This window comes from Plantactinospora sp. WMMB782, from assembly GCF_049179135.1.
In the GTDB taxonomy this organism is placed as follows: Bacteria; Actinomycetota; Actinomycetes; order Mycobacteriales; family Micromonosporaceae; genus Plantactinospora.
Window position 1 is genome coordinate 3,142,291 of sequence record NZ_JBMHMC010000007.1, and the last position, 18,181, is coordinate 3,160,471.

The window sequence follows — 18,181 nt, forward strand, 5'->3', positions numbered from 1 at the left end:
CGGTGGAGGCGGTCGGTTCCTGCCGCCGGCCGTGCTCAGCTATCCGGCCATCTCATGATCATGGTGTCCAGGTACGCCTCCACGATCCCGTCACGTACCGTTCCACGCCGCGCATAGCAGGCGGCGCTGGCCTCCTCGTAATCCCGGGCTGCGGCCACGTTTCCGGTCCTGCGTTCGATGTGACCGAGCAGCCGTAGCGCGGCCGCCTCACCGGCGGAATAACCGGATCGCGCCCCGGTTTCGCTGGCGCGCCGCGCCTCGGCCGTCGCCTCGGCGGCCCGGTCCTGTAGGAGCCGCAGGGCGGCCCGGCCGATCCGGGCGTGTACCTCGTCGGTCGTGTTGCCGGTGCGCTCGCAGAGTTCGAGGCCCGCGTCGAAGTGCTGGTCCGCGTCGTCGAGCTGGTCGAGAACGGTGAGCGTCAGGCCGAGCGACACCAGCGTCAACGCCCGGCCGGCGGGATCACCGACGGCGAGCCGGTAGTTGTCGCTCTCCCGAAGTGCCACCGAAGCGGTCTTCCAGTCGCCGAGGCAGGTGTACACCTCACCGAGGTTCAACAGCACGACACCGCGGAAGGCGTCGCCATTGGGAAGGTGGTCGGCCAGCGTCAACGCGGCGTTGAACTGCTCGATCGCCAGATCCGGCTCCCGGGCGAAGTGGTGCGTGAGCCCGACGTTGAGCCGGAGGATCGCCTCACCGCCGTGGTCGCCGAGCCGTTGGTTGATGGCGAAGGCGCGTTCGTATCGGTGTTTGGCCTCGTCGAACCGTCCGTCGTAGGCGTCTATCCGGGCCAGGCTCGTCAGCGAACGCATCTCGCCCGTCTCGTCACCGTCACGCTGCGCCACCTCGAGGCTCAACTCGCACAGCCGCCGCTCCACGTCGTGGTAGTGGCGTTTCGTAAGGTAGCCGTTGAGGGCCAGGTGGATCAGATTTGCGAACCGGCCCACCTCGCGGGCATGGTCCGCAGCCTGCGCGGCCAGGGAGAGCAGGTTGGCCCGTTCGGACTCGATCCATCTGACCGCATCCTCGGGACCGGCCAGCGACGTTGCCTCGGCACCGGTGGAGCCCAGGAAGGGTGTCTCGGCGAGGCGGTCGCGCTGCGGCCGCAACAGGTTACCGGCGAGGCGGGCCGTACTGAGCAGGTGTCGTAGGACGCGGTGGAGCACGTGCTCCGGCTCGTCGAAGGGCAGCTCGGTGGCGTAGAGCCGGACCATGTCGTGCATCCGGTAGCGACCGTTGCCCCGTGGGATCGCCAGGTGCGTCCCCACCAGGCAGTCCACGACGTGCGTCGCCCGCTCGGTGGGCACCTCGAGGATGACCGCGACAAGCATCGGATCGAAGTCCGTCAGGTGCAGTTTACCGATCGCCCGGAAGGCCCGCGCCGCCAGTTGTTCGGACTCGGACTCCGACTCGGCCAGGGCGAAATAGCCGACCGCGAGGCTGGAGCGGATGGCCACGTCGCCGTGGCGCAGCTCGTCGAGCCGGTACCGCTCGTCGGCCAGTCGGGCGGCCAGGGTCGACGTGGTCAGGTCCGGCCGGTGCGCCAATCGCGTCCCAGCGAGGCAGAGCGCGAGCGGGAGTCGTTCGCAGAGTTCGCTGATGCCTTCCGCCTCGTCCTGGCCCAGGTCGCCGCGACGCGTGCCGGCGTAGGCCCGGAGCAGCTGCACGGCTTCGTCGTCGGGGAGTCGGTCCAGTGGCAGTTGCGCCGTCATCCCCGGCAGCAGTAGAGGGCGCCGGCAGGTGACCAGGGTGGTGCAGCCGCTACCGGCCGGCAGCAGTGCCCGGATCTGCGCACTGTCCAGGGCGTTGTCGAGGATGACAAGCACCTGGCGGTCCGCCGTGATCGACCGGAACAGCGCCGCGGCCTCGTCGACGGCGGCCGGGATGTCGTCGCCGATCCCGAACGCCCGCAGCAGCCGGCCCAGCGCGTCCAGCGGCGACAGCGGGCGGGTGTCAGGCGTCGCGCCCTGCAGGTCGATGTACAGCTGGCCGTCGGGAAAGCGGGCGGCGAGCTGGTGGGCGATGCGAAGAGCCAGTGTCGACTTTCCCACTCCGGGAGCGCCGTGCAGCGCCACGGTCGCCGGTGGCCGGCTGGCGATGTCGCGGAGCAAGTCGAGTTCGTGCCGGCGGCCGGTGAAGGCAGGCTCGTCGGGTGGGAGCTGCCGGGGTACGGGCGCCCGACGGCTGGCACCGCGGGCCGGGGCAGCGGGGCGGCGGTGCAGTACGTCCTGTTGTAGTTGCCGCAGTCGAGGGCCGGGCTCGACGCCCAGACCTTCCCGGAGTGCCCGGCGCGCGTCGGCGAGCGCCGCCAGGGCCTGGGATGTGTCGCCGCCCTGGTGGAGGGCCTCCGCGAGCTGGGCCCAGGCCGCTTCGTGCAGCGGGTGGGTCGCGAGATGCTCCCGGAGCGGACCTGCCAGCGCCGGACCCTCGCCGGCGGCGAGCCTGGCGGCGAACAAGTTCTCGACCACGGCCAGCTGTTGGCCGAGCAGCCGGTCTCGCGCGGCGCCGAGCAGCCGACCGGCCGGTACGTCCTCGAGCGGTTCGTCCCGGCACAGCACGAGCGCGGCTGTGGATTCCGTCCCGAGGGTCTCGACCTCCTGGACCGAGCGACGCCGGTCGGCCAGCTCCGTCAGCCGGTCGAGGTCGATGTCGACGTCGAAATGCGCCCGGTCCAGTAGGAGCTGGTACCGCCCGGCCCGACAGGTGATTCTCCCCTCCGGAGCCAGCAGCCGCCGGACGTTCGTGAGATAGCTGCGCAGATTGGCGATCGCCGACGGCGGAGGACCGCTGCCCCACAGCTCGTCGACGATTTGATCCCGTGAGAGGGTCTGCCTGCGATAGAGCAGCAACAGCGCGAGCAGCGCCCGTTGTTTGGGCGGGCCCGCCGAAAGGGCGACACCCGCTCGCCGCACGGTGAGCGGTCCGATGACACGAACTTCCAGCCGCATCTTGGGCCCCCGATTCCCAGACGACATGGCGAATTTAGCCCCGCTGCCCTGCTCCTGCAATCCTCAAGTCGAGGAGGGCGGAGCCGCACCGGACGTTGCGGAGCCGTGGCGTCCTGGTCCGGCGGTGGCTGCGATCTCTTCCCGGGCAGCGGTGGCGAATGACGGCCGATCACCGATGGTGATGAGACGGTCACTAAACGACGCCTGACCGTGCTTTCCGGATCCTCTCGGACGCGGGTGGCCACCTCGCCGGCTGCTACCCCGGACTTCCGCCAGCCTGCGGAAATGCCTCATGGGACAGAGAAGCATCTCCATCTCTATGCGCAAAAATATGCGGTCACTCCCTAGCCTCTGACGTCATCGATGGAGAGGGGGTTCTCGGTGCCTGTGCGGAACTCGCGAAGTCCGGCACGCGCGTTCCGCAAACGACCGGCAGCAGATTGCGGGCGGTATCCCCCGTGACGAGAAGCGTCCGGCATCCGTTCAGGCGAAGATCAGATTGAGGATTTAGTGAGTCATTACGGTCCAAGGCTGGTACGTCCGCAGATTTTGCGGCCTGCCGTCATCGCTGCTGTCGCCCTGTCTCTCGGCGGCGCTGTGCAGGTCGGGGCGACCACGGTCGGGTCCTCGGCGACCGAGCCCGTCATCGCCCATCAGGTGAAGCCCAACCTGAGCATTCACGAAACGCCCGGGGTGGCAATTGGCCCCGCAGGTGGCAACTGAAATCCGTGCTTCACGGAGACCTCTCGGAAAAAAGACCCCTCGAATGTATTGGAGAAAAATCCGTATGCCAATCAGCAGGCGGAGCCCCAGACTCCTGGCCGCCGCGCTCGGCGCGCTGACGATGCTGTCGTCCGCGGCTGTGATCGGTGTCGACGTCGACAATGCGCGGGCGGCCGGTCCCCGGCCCCTGTTCCAGCTCCCCGTCGCATGTGGGGAGACGTGGCGACTCTCCACCTACGTCGGTCACGACGACTACGACATCGACATGTGGGCGACAACCGGGACCACAAACGGTAGACCGATCCTCGCGTCGTACGCCGGCACCGTCTCGTTCGCGGGATGGGACTCCGGTGGCGGCAACTACGTCAAGATCAATCACGGCAACGGCTGGGAGACGCTCTACCTGCACATGCTGGAGACACCGCAGGTCCGCACCGGTCAGCAGGTCGCCCGTGGGCAGCAACTCGGACGGGTCGGCAGCACCGGCAACTCCAGTGCTCCGCACCTGCACTACGAGCAGCGGCGGGACGGCGCCAAGGTGGAGTCCTGGTTCAACGGCGCGCCGTCCGGCATCACGCACGACAACTCCGAGTACAGCGTCTACCGGACCAGCCGGAACTGCGAGAACGCGGCCGAGGGCGATCCTGGTGGTCCTGGGGTGGTGATCGCGAATGGTGAGTATCACCTGTTCGGTGTGAGTCCCAGTGGCAATCTTCATCAGAACACGTGGCGGAGTTCTGCTGGATGGTTGGGTTGGGAGGCTCTTGGCGGGACTGTCGCCGACACGCCGGCGGTGACGTACCACGATGGTCAGTACGACGTTTTCGCGCGTAGTCCGAACGGTTACGTGTACCAGAAGACGTGGGACGGCCGGTGGAGTGACTGGAAGCTGATCGGCGGCAATATCGAGGGTGGCCTGGCGGCCGTCTACGCGAATGGTGAGTACCACCTGTTCGGGATCAGTCCCAGTGGCAATCTCCATCAGAACACGTGGCGGAGTTCTGGTGGTTGGTTGGGTTGGGAGGCTCTCGGTGGGACGGTTGTCGGCACTCCGGCGGTGACGTACCACGATGGTCAGTACGACGTTTTCGCGCGTAGTCCGAACGGTTACGTGTACCAGAAGACGTGGGATGGTCGGTGGAGTGACTGGAAGCTGATCGGCGGTACTGTCGCGGGTGGGCTCGGTGCGGTGTACGCGAACGGCGAGTACCACCTGTTCGGGATCAGTCCCAGTGGCAATCTTCATCAGAACACGTGGCGGAGTTCTGCTGGTTGGTTGGGTTGGGAGGCTCTTGGCGGGACTGTCGCGGGCACTCCGGCGGTGACGTACCACGATGGTCAGTACGACGTCTTCGCGCGTAGTCCGAACGGTTACGTGTATCAGAAGACGTGGGACAGCCGGTGGAGCGACTGGAAGCTGATCGGCGGCATTCTCGGCTGATGCCGGTCTGACGAGCCAAACCGATTCCGACGACCCCTCACCGGGCCGCCTGCCCAAGCCCCCGGACAGGCGGCCCGGTCACCCGGCATGTCCGAGAACAGGAGCAATCGATGAGACGAACACTGCTGCGCGCCAGCCTCGCCGTACTGATCTCCGTCGCGCTGTCAGGCACCCTCGGCGCACCGGCGATCGGCGCACCGGCGGTCGGCGCACCGGGTCCGGCCGTTCCGCTCTCCGCTGACTTCGGCGTCCAGTGGGCGACGGTGGCGTGCGACCCCAATGGCACCACCGCGGCTGACAGTGCGGTCGCGACCGAGTTGAACCGACAACTGACGGGCAGGATGGCCGGCGCGATGACCGCGTACCGCGTCTCCTGTGCCCGGATGGTCGTCAAGGCTGTCCGGGATCGTGGCCTGGCGTCGCGCGCCGCGGTCATCGCCATCACGACCACAATCGTGGAGAGCACCATCCAGAACATCAGCGAGGAGGTCGACCACGACAGTCTCGGCCTGTTCCAGCAGCGCGCCTCCTGGGGCACCAGGGCCCAACGGCTGAACCCCGGCTGGGCGACCAACGCATTCCTGGACAAGATGCTCCGGGTGTACCCGAACAATTCGTGGGCGACCGCGCCGATCGGCGAGGTGTGCCAGGCCGTACAGGTGTCGGCGTACCCGAGCTACTATCAGCCGGAAGCGGCCGACGCGCAGCGTATCGTCAGCGCGCTCTGGTCCGGCTCCGAGCAACCCGGGATCGATCCCGGTGGTCCTGGGGTGGTGATCGCGAATGGCGAGTATCACCTGTTCGGTGTGAGTCCCAGTGGCAATCTTCATCAGAACACGTGGCGGAGTTCTGCTGGTTGGCTGGGTTGGGAGGCTCTTGGCGGGACGGTTGCCGATACGCCGGCGGTGACGTACCACGATGGTCAGTACGACGTTTTCGCGCGCAGTCCGAACGGTTACGTGTATCAGAAGACGTGGAACGGTCGGTGGAGTGACTGGAAGTCTCTCGGTGGTGTTGTCGAGGGTGGACTGGCGGCGGTGTACGCGAATGGCGAGTATCACGTGTTCGGGATCAGTCCCAGTGGCAATCTTCATCAGAACACGTGGCGGAGTTCTGGTGGTTGGTTGGGTTGGGAGGCTCTTGGTGGGACTGTCGCGGGCACTCCGGCGGTGACGTACCACGATGGTCAGTACGACGTTTTCGCTCGTAGTCCGAATGGTTACGTGTACCAGAAGACGTGGGATGGCCGGTGGAGTGACTGGAAGCTGATCGGCGGTACTGTCGCGGGTGGGCTCGGTGCGGTGTACGCGAACGGCGAGTACCACCTCTTCGGGATCAGTCCCAGTGGCAATCTTCATCAGAACACGTGGCGGAGTTCTGGTGGTTGGTTGGGTTGGGAGGCTCTTGGTGGGACTGTCGCGGGCACTCCGGCGGTGACGTACCACGATGGTCAGTACGACGTTTTCGCTCGTAGTCCGAACGGTTACGTGTACCAGAAGACGTGGGACAGCCGGTGGAGCGACTGGAAGCTGATCGGCGGCATCCTCGGCTGACTGAACGACGTCGGTGCGCACCTCCCGCCCGGGTCCCGACCCGGCAACGACTGACTCCGGTCCGGTACGGACTTCGTCGGCCCCGGTCGGGAGGTGCTCATCCACTCGGCGGCAACTCCGCTGCCCGTAACATGCAGGGCCGGGCAACCCCTCGCCCAGCGGAGGAGTCGGTTCATGGCAGGTCAGGACGGAGGCTACGGGCTCGGTGTCGACCTCGGGACCTCGCACACCGTGGCGGTGTTGCGCTGGCCCGACGGCCGGACCAGACCACTGCTCTTCGACGGGCAGCCGATCCTGCCGTCCGGCGTCTTCCTCGACGGCACCGGGCGACCACACGTCGGGCGGGACGCCCAACGGCTGGCCCAGGCCGACCCGGCGCGCTACGAGCCGAACCCGAAGCGACGGATCGACGAGCCGGCCGTACTCCTCGGTGACCGCGAGATTCCCACGGTGGACCTGCTGGCCGCGGTACTCGGCGCGGTGGCCGGCGTGGCGGTGGAGGCGGTCGGGTTCCTGCCGCCAGCCGTACTCAGCTATCCGGCCAGTTGGGGCGCCCGGCGCCGGGAGGCCCTGGCCGCCGCCGTCGCCCGGGCCGGCTGGCCACCGGTGCGGACGGATGTGGCAGGGCAGACGGATCCGGCGGCCCGCTCCGCCGGCGGGACGCTGCTGGTGCCGGAACCGGTCGCCGCCGCCCGCTACTTCGCCGACGTGCTGCGCCGGCCGGTGCCGGTCCGGTCCGCGCTGGCCGTCTTCGACTTCGGCGGCGGCACCCTGGACGTGGCGGTGGTCCGCAACGAGGGCACCGACGAGACCGGTCGGCCGCGCTTCGTGGTGGTCGGCTCGGGCGGCGTCGCCGACCTCGGCGGGCTGGACCTGGACGCCGCGCTCGTCGAGCACCTGGGCGGCCTGATCCAGGCCGCGCATCCGCAGGTCTGGGAGCAGCTGCGCCAGCCTGCGACGGCGAGCCAGTGGCGCGCTCGCCGGCAGTTCTGGGACGACGTACGCGGGGCCAAGGAAATGCTGTCCCGGGCCGTGACCGCCCCGGTGCCGGTGCCCGGCGTCGAGCAGGCGCTGCACCTGACCCGGGACGAGCTGGAGAGCGTGGTCACCCCGCTGCTGCGCCGAGGGGTGCACGAGGCCGCGTCGGTGATCGCCAACTCGCGGCTGGGCATCGACCAGTTCGTCGGGCTGTTCCTGGTCGGGGGCGCCTCCCGGGTCCCGCTGGTGGCCCGGATGCTGCACGCCGAACTCGGCATCGCGCCGACCGTACTCGAACAGCCGGAACTGCCGGTCGCGGAGGGCGCTCTCGCCGAACTGCCGGTCCCGGTCCTCGCTGGCGGCGGCGTCCCGGCACCGCCTGGCGTCCCGGCACCGCCTGGCGTCCCGGCACGAGTGGGCGGTCCGGCAACGCTCGGCGGCCCGGCACCGGATCCGGCCGCCGCCGTCGGCGTCGGGGTGCCCGGACAGCTCCAGGGGCACCAGCGGGAGGCCGTCGCGGTCTCCGCCCCGCCCGTCCCGGCCGGCGGCGCCGTCCAGGAAGGGCTGGCCGGTCTGGTACGCCGCCGCGCCTTGCTGGTCGGCGCCGGTGTGCTGCTCGGGCTGGTCGGGGTGGTGGTCGCGACGCTGCTCTACCTGAACCGCGACCCCTATCCCGGCCTCGACTTCGCGCCGTTCCGGGAGGTCGACCGGATCGCCACCCGGGAGAAGGACCCGTCCGTGTTCTTCACCGCCACCGCCGGCAACCGGGCGTACGGCGCCTACCAGCGGACCGACCGGCGGCTGGACATCGCGGTGCTGGACACCGGGTCGGCGAAGGTCGAGCGGTGGATCACCACGGAAGCCGGCGCCGACCGGTGGAAATGGATCAAGGCGCTGCCGGACGTGCTGCTGGTCAAGGCGGACGTGATCGGCAGCACCGACTCGGGCGACCTGATCGCCTACGACCCGGCGAACGGTGCGAAGCTGTGGAGCCGGCAGGTGCGCGGCGCCGACGAGTTCTACTTCTTCGACGAGTGGGTCGTGGTGCTCGACGGGACCGCCGACACGCTTGTCGGGATCAACGCCCGTACCGGCCGGGAGTGGACCCGGCCCAGCCCGAAGGGCGAGTACGACAGCGACTCCGCCGTCTATCCGGTGCGGACCGTCCGGGAGGTGGGTGGGCCGGCCGGGTTGAGCGGGGACGCGGCGCTGCCGAACCGTGGGAACGAGCCGCGACTGGTGCAGATCGGCGCGGACGACTCGATCCGGGTCGTCGACGTGACGGACGGCAGGGTGCTGAAGAGCCGGCCCGACGCCGCCGAGATTGACGACGTGGTGCTGGCGTACGAGGGGCAGCTCTTCGTGGCGCCGAAAACCGACGGCTACGGGCTGGCCCGGTACGACCTGACCACCCTCGCCGCACCGACCGGCATCTATGGGGCGGCGGACAAGAGCCGGCGGCCGACCGCCCTGCAACCCTGCGGCGAGCGGCAGGTCTGCCTGCTGGAGACCGCCGGATCGGACGCCGCGACCACCGAACTGGTGGCGGTCCGGACCGACCGGGACGACAGCCAGCGGGCCGCCTGGCGGAAGAAGGTGCCGCAGGCACAGGAACTGCTGCCGGTCGGGGAACGCGCCCTGGTCCGGCTCGGCGCGACCGAACCGGTGTCGAAGCTCTTCGCCACCGACGGTGTCGAGAAGTCGAGCCGGGACGGGATCGCCGCCCGGGTCGACGGCGGCAACCTGCTGGTCTTCGCCAAGGAGCCGGCTCCGTACAACCAGGACGTCAGCGTCGCCGGGGTGGTCGCCGAATCCGGCGAACCGACCGAGCTGGGGCAGCTCAAGCAGGTGGTGCCGGCCTCCTGTTCCTGGAACACCTCGGTCGTCGTCTGCGGTGGCCGCTCCGAGTTCGTCGTCGCCCGCTTCACCGCCGGGTAGCCGGGGTCGTCGCCCGCTTGCGCCGGTAGCCGGGTCCGCGCCTCCCACGCTGCACCGGTTGGCGGGTACCCGACTCCGCGCCGGGTAGCTCCGGCCGGTGTCCGGCGGGCAGACTACGGTCATGGATGTCGGGCGCCTCCGGCAGCGGCCGTCGCTGCTCCTCGGAGTGGCGGCACTGGTGCTCGGCGCCGTGGCGATCCTGCTGGCCGGTGCGGCGCTGCGCACGGCCGGTCGGGCCGGCGAGCCGGCTGCCGACCGGGTCACCCCGCGCCTGCGTGCCGGCGTCGAACTGCTGGCCGACCCGTCCGAGGTGGTCCGGGCCGGCGGCGTGCACCTGCTGGCGGGGGTGCTCCGGGACGCGCCGGCCGAGCAGCCGACCGTGACCTCGGTGCTCGCCACCTTCGTACGCCGGCAGTCGCAGGCCGACGCGGCGGCGGGCGATGGCGTTGCCACCCGGCGGCCGGCCGGGGCGGGGCAGCGGCGTCCCGGGGTGGACGTGCAGGCGGCGTTGACCGCGCTCGGGCGGCGGGACGCGGGACGGGACCGCCCCGGTGACCCGCTGGACCTGACCGGTGCGGTGCTGACCGGGGCGTCCCTGGCGCAGGCGAGGCTGGCCGGCGCGGTGCTGACCGGCGTCCGGCTCGACCACGCCGACCTGACCGGTGCCGAACTCGACCGCGCCGACCTGACCGGGGCATTCCTGCGCGGTGCCGTACTCGACCGGGCCAGCCTGCGGGAGGCCCGGCTGGGCGGGGCGGACCTGACCGGGGCCCGGATCAACCTGGCGATGCTGGACCGGGTCACGCTGGCCGGTGCCGTACTCGTCGGTGCCGAGCTGGACGGTGCCGGGCTGACCGGTGCCACGCTGGTCGGCGCGGAACTGCGGGACGCCCGGCTCGACGCCACGAACCTGGCCGCCGCCGACCTGACCGGCGCCGACCTCGGCGGAGCGTACCTCGGCTACGTCACCGCGCCCGGCGCGGAGCTGGTCCGGACCAGGCTGGTCGGCGCCAACCTGGTCGACATCGACCTTACCGACGCCCGGCTGACCGGGGCGAACCTCAACGGCGCCCTGCTGCACGGCGCCACCCTGGTCGGCACCGAGGTGACCCCGGAGCAGATCAGCTGTGCCGTACTCAGCGACCGGACCCGGCTGCCGGCCGCGATGCCCAGGCCCGGCTCGCCGGCCCGGACCTGCGCCGACTGAGCACGCCCGTCCCGGGTGACCCGCCGCCGATCGGGATACATCTGTCCACTCAGGGGGACGGTGATCCCGGCCCGATCGGGTACGATCCTGATCCATCAATGTGCCTGAACTGCGGTTTGGGGCTCCGTCCTGCCCGGATCTTCCGCTCGAAGGTGAACATGACACCGCTTGAATCGTCAGGTCGTCCCTCGCCCGGGGACCGACCGATATGGTCGGCCACCTTCCTCCTCACCGCCCTGGCCGGCACGGCGGCCGTGGCCGCCGCGCTGCTCGGCGTCGACCCGCTCGGCCGGGCGGTCACGGCGGCGGCGGCCGGCGCGGCCGGTGCGACACTCGTGCTGCTGGCTGTGCTCCGGCGCCACCAGCAGGCCGCCCGGGTCGCTTCCGCCGAGCGCGAGCGGGAGTTCGAGCGGCAGGTGCACGGCTACCGGCAGCAGTTGACCGGATACCAGCAGCAGTTGGCCGAGCACCAGCAGCAGTTGATCGAGCGCGAGGCACAGTGGCGGCATCGGGCCGAGGTCCGCTCGGCTGCGGTGGACGACGCCCTCGAACACCTGCTCCGGGTCCGGCTTCCGGCCGTACTGGCCGGGGCGCCGGTGCCGGCCACCCCGCCCGACCGGATGCTCGCCGACCGGACGTCCGGGCTGGTCGACGGCATTCTCGCCGAGGCGACAAGTGCGCTGAAGCGGTCGGACGAGCGCGAGGAGTCGCTGCGGCTCGCGGTGGTGGCGCTGTCCCGGCGGGTGCAGACGGCGGCGCACTCCATCCAGGAGCAGGTCTCGCTGATGGCGGACCGGCACCAGCACGACCCGGACGTGGTCGAGTCGAGCATGCGGGTCGACCACGCCGCCGCGCAGCAGGCCCGGCACGCGCAGAGCCTGGCCGTACTCTGTGGAGAGTGGCCGGGGCAGCAGTGGCAGGAGCCGCTGGCCATGGTGGACGTGGTGCGGGCCGCTTCGGCCCGGATCCTGGCGTACCAGCGGGTCGAGGTCTCCGGCGACCAGGACGTGGCCGTCGCCGCCGAGGTGGTGGAGCCGGTCATCCACCTGGTGGCGGAGTTGCTGGCCAACGCCACCCAGTCGTCGCCACCGGCGACCATCGTCCCGGTGACGGTGCGGCGGGTGCAGCGCGGCGCGGTCATCGAGATCGACGACGGTGGCGTCGGGATGGACGACCACCGGCTGGAGCAGGCCCGGGAGACGGTTTCCGGGCGTCGTCCGGTCGGGCTCGGCGAGCTGGGCGAGATCCCGCAGACCGGGCTCGCCGTCGTCGGCCACTACGTACGGCGGCACGGCTTCCGGGCGGATCTGAGCGAGTCCCCGTACGGTGGGCTGCGGGCGGTGGTGCTGATCCCGTCGAAGGTCGTCGAGACGGTGGACCCGCCGGAGGCGGTGGTGATGCGTCCGCCGGCCACCGTGCCGACGCATCCGCCGGCCGCCGCGCCGCAGCCGCAGGCGCACCGGGAGTGGCCGCCGCAGCCGGCGCCGGTGGCCGGATCGGAGCCGGTCATCGGATCGGAGCCGGTGGTGGCGGAGACGGGGGCGGTGCAGGCGGAACCGGTCGACCCGGCGTCCGACACGATCCTGCCCCGCCGTCGGTCCCGCCGAGGCGAAGCCGTGGCTGCCGCCACGCCGTCCGACGGGCCGGCGGCGTCCGCCGAGCGGGCGTTGTCCGCCGGGCGAGTGTCGACCGGGCCGGCGGCTTCCGCCGACTCTTCGACGGCGTCCGTGCAGCCGACGCCGGAGCAGGCCGGCTCCTGGATGGGTGCCTTCATCTCCGGCGGTCGGGCCGGCGCCGGACGGGATCCGGAAGGTTCCAGCTCGCCGCCGACGACCACGAAGGATGACGAACGATGAGCGCGCAGCAAGACCAGAGCTGGATGCTGGCCGAGGTGGTTTCGGTGCCGTACGTCCGGCACGCCGTGGTGCTCTCCGCCGACGGCCTGGCGATGGTCCGGTCCGAGCACACCGACCAGGACGTCGCCGACCGGCTCGCGGCGGCCTGCTCGGGACTGCAGTCCCTCGGCCGGAGCGTCGGCCGCGAGTTCGGCTCCGGCGGGCGTTCACTCCGTTCCCTGCTTGTCGAGTTCGACGGCGGATTCCTCTTCGTCCGGCGGGCCGGCGACGGCTCGCACCTGGCGGTGGTGACCGAACCGGCCGTCGATCCGGCGCTCATCGCGCACCAGATGCAGGCCCAGGTCAACAGGATCGGCGAACGCAACCTCGCCACGACGGCCCGGCACGGCGCCGAGGCATGACCTCAGGGGGCGGGGTCGGCAGATGACAGACCGGACCGGGGAGCGTCGATGACCCCTCCTGACGACCGGAGCCGCGACTACCGCGACTCCGCACTGCGGCCGTACGTGCTCACGAAGGGGCGGGCCCGCCCGTCGCGCAACACGGTGAGCGTCGACACGCTGCTGATCGCGACCGACCCGCCGCCGCCCCTGCCGGTCTCGGCCGGGCGCCAGGAACGCGCCCTGCTGGCGATGTGCCGGGGACTGCTCTCGCTTGTCGAGGTCGCCGCCCGGCTGGAGCTGCCGGTGAGCGTCGTACGGGTACTCGCCAGCGACCTGGTCGATTCGGGTCACCTGACCGCGCGGGCCGGAAGTCCCCAGGCCGCGCAGCTTCCCCGGGAACTACTGCAAGAGGTGCTCAATGGTCTCCGCGCGCTCTGACGGCTACCTGCCCGGGACCGTCACCAAGTCGGTGAAGATTCTCGTGGTCGGCAGTTTCGGGGTCGGCAAGACCACCCTGATCGGCTCGGTCAGCGAGATCCGGCCGCTGCGTACCGAGGAGATCGTCACCCAGGTCAGCGAGGGAGTCGACGACCTGCACGGCGTGCAGGACAAGCAGACCACCACCGTGGCGATGGACTTCGGCCGGATCACCCTGAACGAGAGCCTGGCGCTCTACCTGTTCGGCACTCCGGGACAGCGGCGGTTCTGGGACCTGTGGGAGGGGCTCGCCGAGGGTGCCGCCGGGGTGCTCGTGCTCGTCGACACCCGGCCCGGTCGGCTGGAGGCGAGCTTCGAGGTCTTCGACCAGTTGGAGATCGGCACCGAGTTGCCGTTCGTGGTGGCGGTCAACCACTTCCCGGACACGGTGCCGCACTCGGCGGACGAGCTGCGTACCGCCCTGGACCTGCTGCCGGAGACGCCGGTCCTGGACTGCGACGCCCGGGACCGCGGCTCCGCGCTGGCCGCGCTGGCCGCACTCGTCCAGCACGCCCTCGACGTCTCGCCCGCCGCCGCACCGCAGGGCTCCGCCACCGCCCCGCAGGATCCCGTCATCACGTCGCATGACCCTGTCACCGCCCCGCAGGACATCCCCGTCTCCGAGGAACTGGTCTCGTGACAACCTATTCCACGATCGAGGGCACCAGCCTCCGCAAGCCGCTGGCCGAGTTGACCGGCCTGGTGCCGCTGGCCGCCACCACCGCCTGCCCCGATCCGCAGCACGTCTTCGCCCGGCTGCGGGCCGAGCACGGCCCGGTCGCACCGGTCGAGCTGGAGCCGGGGGTGCACGCCTGGCTGGTGATGGGCTACCAGGAGATTCTCACGGTCACCCGGCAGGAGCAGGTCTACTCCTGCGACCCGAACGACTGGGCGGCGCACCACGACGGCAGCCTGCCGGCGGACTCGCTGCTGCGCCCGATGATGTCGCCGTACGACAACGCCTTCTTCGTCAACGGGGAGCGGCATCGCCGGCTGCGCGCCCCGATCGCCGGTGGGATGGCCGAGATCGACCAGCGGGCGATGCGCCGGGCGGTGGCGGCGCTCTGCACCGACGTGATCGGTTCGTTCGCCGGCCGGGGCGAGGCGGACCTGGTCGCCGACTACGCGGCGATCGTCCCGGTGCTGGCCATCGCGGACCGGTTCGGCCTGGACGCGGTGCAGAGCCGCGAGCTACAGGCCGGGCTGGCCGCGATGTTCGCCTGGGGCGCGGACGCGATCGCCGCCCGGGAGAAGGTGATGCGGATCCTCGCCGACGTGGTGGCGGCCCGCCGCAGGGTGCCGTCGGGTGACCTGACGAGCTATCTGGTCGAGCACCCGAACCTGCGCGGCGACGCCGAGGTCTACGACACCATGGTGTTGATGCTTGTCGCGGCGAACGAGAACACCATGAGCTGCATCGCCCAGACGCTGCGGTTGATGCTCACCGACGAGCGGTTCGCCGGCCGGCTCCGGGGCGGCCGGCTCGGCGTGGACGACGCCGTCGAGGAGGTGCTGTGGCGGGACCCGCCGATGACGAACGCCCCGGCCCGGTACGCGCTGCGGGACACCGAGCTGGCCGGGCAGCCGGTCCGGCGCGGCGACGCGATGATCCTCGGGATGACCGCCGCGAACGCCGACCCGCGGATCCACCCGACAGGTGAGCCGTGGCGGGAGGTCGGCAACCGGGCGCACCTGTCCTGGGGTGCCGGCCCGCACGCCTGCCCGGCGCAGATCCCGGCCCGGCTGATCGTACGTACCGCCGTGGAGACGGCGCTGCACCTGCTGCCCGGGGTACGGCTGGCCGTCCCGGCCGAGGAGTTGCAGGCGGTCCCCTCGCCGTGGGGGCGTACCCCGCAGTCGATCCCGGTGCGCTTCCGGTCCGTCCCGCAGCTTGGCGTCGGCTGAGCGGGTTGCCTCCGCCGCCGGGCTGCCCCGGCCGCCTGGTCGGCTCCGCTGATCGGGGCCGGCTCCGCTGGCTCGGGTCGACTCCGCTGGCTCGGGTCGACTCCGCTGGCTCGGGTCGGCTCCGCTGATCGGGGCCGGCTCCGCTGGCTCGGGTCGACTCCGCTGGCTCGGGTCGGCTCCGCTGATCGGGGCCGGCTCCGCTGGCTCGGGCCGGAACCGCTACTCCGGGCCGGTCGGCAGGGCGGCCCCGGCTACCCGGCGGGTCGCCGCGTGCAGCCCGAAGATGGTGTAGCCGACGAGCAGCGGGGTGAGTACCGGTAGCACCAGCGCGCAGAGCAGCACGGCGAGCGCGACAGTGCCGGCGGCGGCGAGCAGGGTAGCCGGCCGGGCCGCCGTGGTCCGGGCCGCACCGCGCACGGCGCGGCGCCAGCCCTGCCCGGCCTGGCGGCCGAGCTGCACCACGGTCAACCCGGCGAAGCCGCCGGCCGCCACGGCGAGCGCCACGGTGACCGCGACCAGCACCGGCCCACCCGGCACGACGCCCCGGCCCAACGCCAGCAGGTTCAGTGCCAGTACGGCGGCGACGACCCCGGCCACCGCCGTGGCACCGGCTCCGGGCAGCACCGTACGGCCGAAGCCGCGCAGCGCCGTGCGTGCTCCGGGCCAGGAACCGGTCTCGACCCAGTGGTGCAGTGCGGCGCTGGCGGCGCCGACCGCGGCACCGGCGGTGACGACCGGCAGCGCCGCGACCGTGGTGAGGATGCCGAGCAGCGCCAGGTCGGCGGCGTCACGCAGGGTGTCCCGCCAGTCCGGCCGGGCCGCCGGGGCGGGCTGCTCGGGCCAGTCCGGCGCGGGTGACTCGGTCATCCTCCCAGTCTGCACCGCCGACACCTCAGCCCTTGAGTCCGCTGGTGTTGATGCCCTGCACCAGCATGCGCTGGAAGGCCAGGAAGAAGACGAAGACCGGCAGCAGCGAGAGCACCGACATCGCGAACATCGGCCCGAGCGACGTCTGGCCGCTGGAGTCGATGAACAGGCGCAACCCGATCGGCACCGTGTAGCTGGTCGGGCTCGGCAGGTAGACGAGCTGGGTGAAGAAGTCGTTCCAGGTCCAGATGAACGAGAAGATCGCCGTGGTGACCAGGGCCGGCCGGCTCAGCGGCAGGATCACGTGCCGGAACACCCCGTACGGCGAACAGCCGTCGATCTTGGCTGCGTCGTCCAGTTCGCGCGGGATGCCGCGCATGAACTGCACCATCAGGAAGACGAAGAACGCCTCGGTGGCGAGCAGCTTCGGCACGATGAGCGGCAGCGGGGTGTCGATCCAGCCGAAGTAGTTGAACATCACGTACTGCGGGACGATCAGCACGTGGCTGGGGAGCAGCAGGGTCCCGATCATGACGGCGAACCACGCCCGCCGCAGCCGGAACCGCAGCCGCGCGAAGGCGTACGCGGCGACCAGGCAGGAGACGGCGTTGGCGACCACGGTGGCCAGGGCGATCACCGTACTGTTGAAGAAGAACCGACCGAAGCTGAGGTTCCTGACGTAGCCCCAGCCGTCCGGGTAGTTTGCCCAGGTGACGTCCTGGGGGATGACCGAGAGGTTGCTGACGACCTCGGTCGGCGACTTCAGCGACGAGCCGACCATCCACAGCAGTGGGTAGAGGACGAAGGCGAGCACCCCGACGAGCAGTACGACCCGGAGGGTGCCGCGCCAGCGGCGCCGGGGTGCGGGGGTGGCCCGAACTGCCTGGACTGCCATCAGTCGTCTCCGTCGGAGTAGTGCACCCAGAACCGGCCGGTGCTGAAGAAGAGCACGGTGATGACCGCGATCGCCAGCAGGAAGACCCAGGAGAGCGCGGCGGCGTAGCCCATCCGGAACTCCCCGAAGCCCTGGTCGTAGATGTGCAGGGTGTAGAGCAGCGTGGAGTAGACCGGCCCGCCCGTACCGTTGCTGATCACGTATGCCGAGGTGAAGCCCTGGAATCCGTTGATCGTTTCCAGTACCAGGTTGAAGAAGATGACCGGGGAGAGCATCGGCAGGGTGACGTGCCAGAACTGGCGTACCCGGCCGGCGCCGTCGACCGAGGCGGCCTCGTAGAGTTCGGTCGGTACCTGCTTCAGCCCGGCGAGGAAGATCACCATCGGGGCGCCGAACTGCCAGATCGCCAGGACCATCAGGGTCTCCAGGGCCCAGGTCGGGTCGTTCACCCAGGCCTCGCCCTGGATGCCGAAGAGCCCCAGGAAGCTGTTGAACGCGCCGTCGCCGCCGAACATGGCCCGCCAGACCAGGGCCAGCGCCACGCTGCCGCCCAGCAGCGACGGCAGGTAGAACAGGCTGCGGAACAGGCCCACGCCACGCCGCTCGCGGTTGAGCAGCAGGGCGACGCCGAGTGCGGCGGCGAGCTTGAGCGGCACGGCGACCAGGGCGTACGTCAGGGTGACCGTCACCGCGTGCCAGAACGCCGGGTCCTCGCCGAACATCCGCCGGTAGTTGTCCAGCCCGACCCACTCGACGAGCTCCCAACTGGAGAGCACGTCGTAGTTGGTGAAGCTCAGGTAGAGCGAGAACAGCATCGGGAAGGCGGTGATCGCCATCAGGCCGATCAGCCACGGGGAAAGGAAGACGTAGCCGGCGACGCCCTCGGCGCGGTGCCGCCGCCGCCGGGCCCGCGTCGACCTGGTCGGGGTTCCGGCCGGCGCCGCGTCGCCGGGACGTGGCTTGGCCGCCGTGGATACAGCCACGGGTTGGTTCTCCTCTCGAGGGCGGCCCGG

Annotated in this window: 13 protein-coding genes; 9 read left to right on the forward strand and 4 right to left on the reverse strand. The window is 70.8% G+C overall.

Translation table 11 applies throughout. The features are described from left to right. Window positions 1-35 precede the first annotated feature (35 nt). The gene (locus ACN28A_RS16420; protein WP_421396226.1) at window positions 36-2,945 is read right to left on the reverse strand and encodes an AfsR/SARP family transcriptional regulator; all 2,910 of its coding nucleotides are present in this window, start codon (window positions 2,943-2,945) and stop codon (window positions 36-38) included. An 862-nt stretch (window positions 2,946-3,807) separates the two neighbouring features. Here ACN28A_RS16420 and ACN28A_RS16425 point away from each other — a divergent pair. The 9 genes from ACN28A_RS16425 (at window position 3,808) to ACN28A_RS16465 (ending at window position 15,406) form a co-directional block, all read left to right on the forward strand. Next, window positions 3,808-5,109, forward strand: coding sequence for a peptidoglycan DD-metalloendopeptidase family protein (locus ACN28A_RS16425; RefSeq protein ID WP_421396227.1), 1,302 nt, complete (start codon window positions 3,808-3,810; stop codon window positions 5,107-5,109). Window positions 5,110-5,219: 110 nt separating this feature from the next. After that, complete coding sequence (locus ACN28A_RS16430) at window positions 5,220-6,662, forward strand: hypothetical protein (RefSeq protein WP_421396229.1); 1,443 nt, start codon at window positions 5,220-5,222, stop codon at window positions 6,660-6,662. Between the two features lie 174 nt (window positions 6,663-6,836). Beyond that, window positions 6,837-9,578: an Hsp70 family protein gene (locus tag ACN28A_RS16435; protein WP_421396231.1), complete on the forward strand. Its 2,742-nt coding sequence runs from the start codon at window positions 6,837-6,839 to the stop codon at window positions 9,576-9,578. 121 nt (window positions 9,579-9,699) lie between these two features. Then, window positions 9,700-10,785 (forward strand): pentapeptide repeat-containing protein, encoded by a 1,086-nt coding sequence (locus tag ACN28A_RS16440; RefSeq protein ID WP_421396232.1) that lies wholly within the window; start codon window positions 9,700-9,702, stop codon window positions 10,783-10,785. 158 nt (window positions 10,786-10,943) lie between these two features. Next, window positions 10,944-12,641, forward strand: coding sequence for an ATP-binding protein (locus ACN28A_RS16445; RefSeq protein WP_421396233.1), 1,698 nt, complete (start codon window positions 10,944-10,946; stop codon window positions 12,639-12,641). Next, complete coding sequence (locus ACN28A_RS16450) at window positions 12,638-13,042, forward strand: roadblock/LC7 domain-containing protein (RefSeq protein WP_421396234.1); 405 nt, start codon at window positions 12,638-12,640, stop codon at window positions 13,040-13,042. The genes ACN28A_RS16445 and ACN28A_RS16450 overlap by 4 nt, the downstream gene beginning before the upstream one ends. A 48-nt stretch (window positions 13,043-13,090) precedes the next feature. Next, a complete protein-coding gene (locus ACN28A_RS16455; protein WP_421396235.1) occupies window positions 13,091-13,462 on the forward strand; it encodes a DUF742 domain-containing protein in 372 nt (123 codons plus the stop codon). Continuing rightward, window positions 13,443-14,141: a GTP-binding protein gene (locus tag ACN28A_RS16460; protein WP_421396236.1), complete on the forward strand. Its 699-nt coding sequence runs from the start codon at window positions 13,443-13,445 to the stop codon at window positions 14,139-14,141. The genes ACN28A_RS16455 and ACN28A_RS16460 overlap by 20 nt, the downstream gene beginning before the upstream one ends. Continuing rightward, a complete protein-coding gene (locus ACN28A_RS16465) occupies window positions 14,138-15,406 on the forward strand; it encodes a cytochrome P450 (protein WP_421396238.1) in 1,269 nt (422 codons plus the stop codon). The genes ACN28A_RS16460 and ACN28A_RS16465 overlap by 4 nt, the downstream gene beginning before the upstream one ends. A gap of 219 nt (window positions 15,407-15,625) precedes the next feature. On the opposite strand, the gene ACN28A_RS16470 is transcribed toward ACN28A_RS16465, so the two are convergent. The 3 genes from ACN28A_RS16470 to ACN28A_RS16480 are packed head-to-tail and all read right to left on the reverse strand — an operon-like array spanning window position 15,626 to window position 18,151. Continuing rightward, complete coding sequence (locus tag ACN28A_RS16470) at window positions 15,626-16,273, reverse strand: hypothetical protein (RefSeq protein WP_421396240.1); 648 nt, start codon at window positions 16,271-16,273, stop codon at window positions 15,626-15,628. 25 nt (window positions 16,274-16,298) lie between these two features. Further along, on the reverse strand, window positions 16,299-17,168 hold the full coding sequence (locus tag ACN28A_RS16475) for a carbohydrate ABC transporter permease (RefSeq protein ID WP_421396242.1): 870 nt from the start codon (window positions 17,166-17,168) through the stop codon (window positions 16,299-16,301). Further along, window positions 17,168-18,151, reverse strand: coding sequence for a carbohydrate ABC transporter permease (locus ACN28A_RS16480; RefSeq protein WP_421396244.1), 984 nt, complete (start codon window positions 18,149-18,151; stop codon window positions 17,168-17,170). Before ACN28A_RS16480 ends, ACN28A_RS16475 begins: the two co-directional genes overlap by 1 nt. Between the last annotated feature and the right edge of the window lie 30 nt (window positions 18,152-18,181).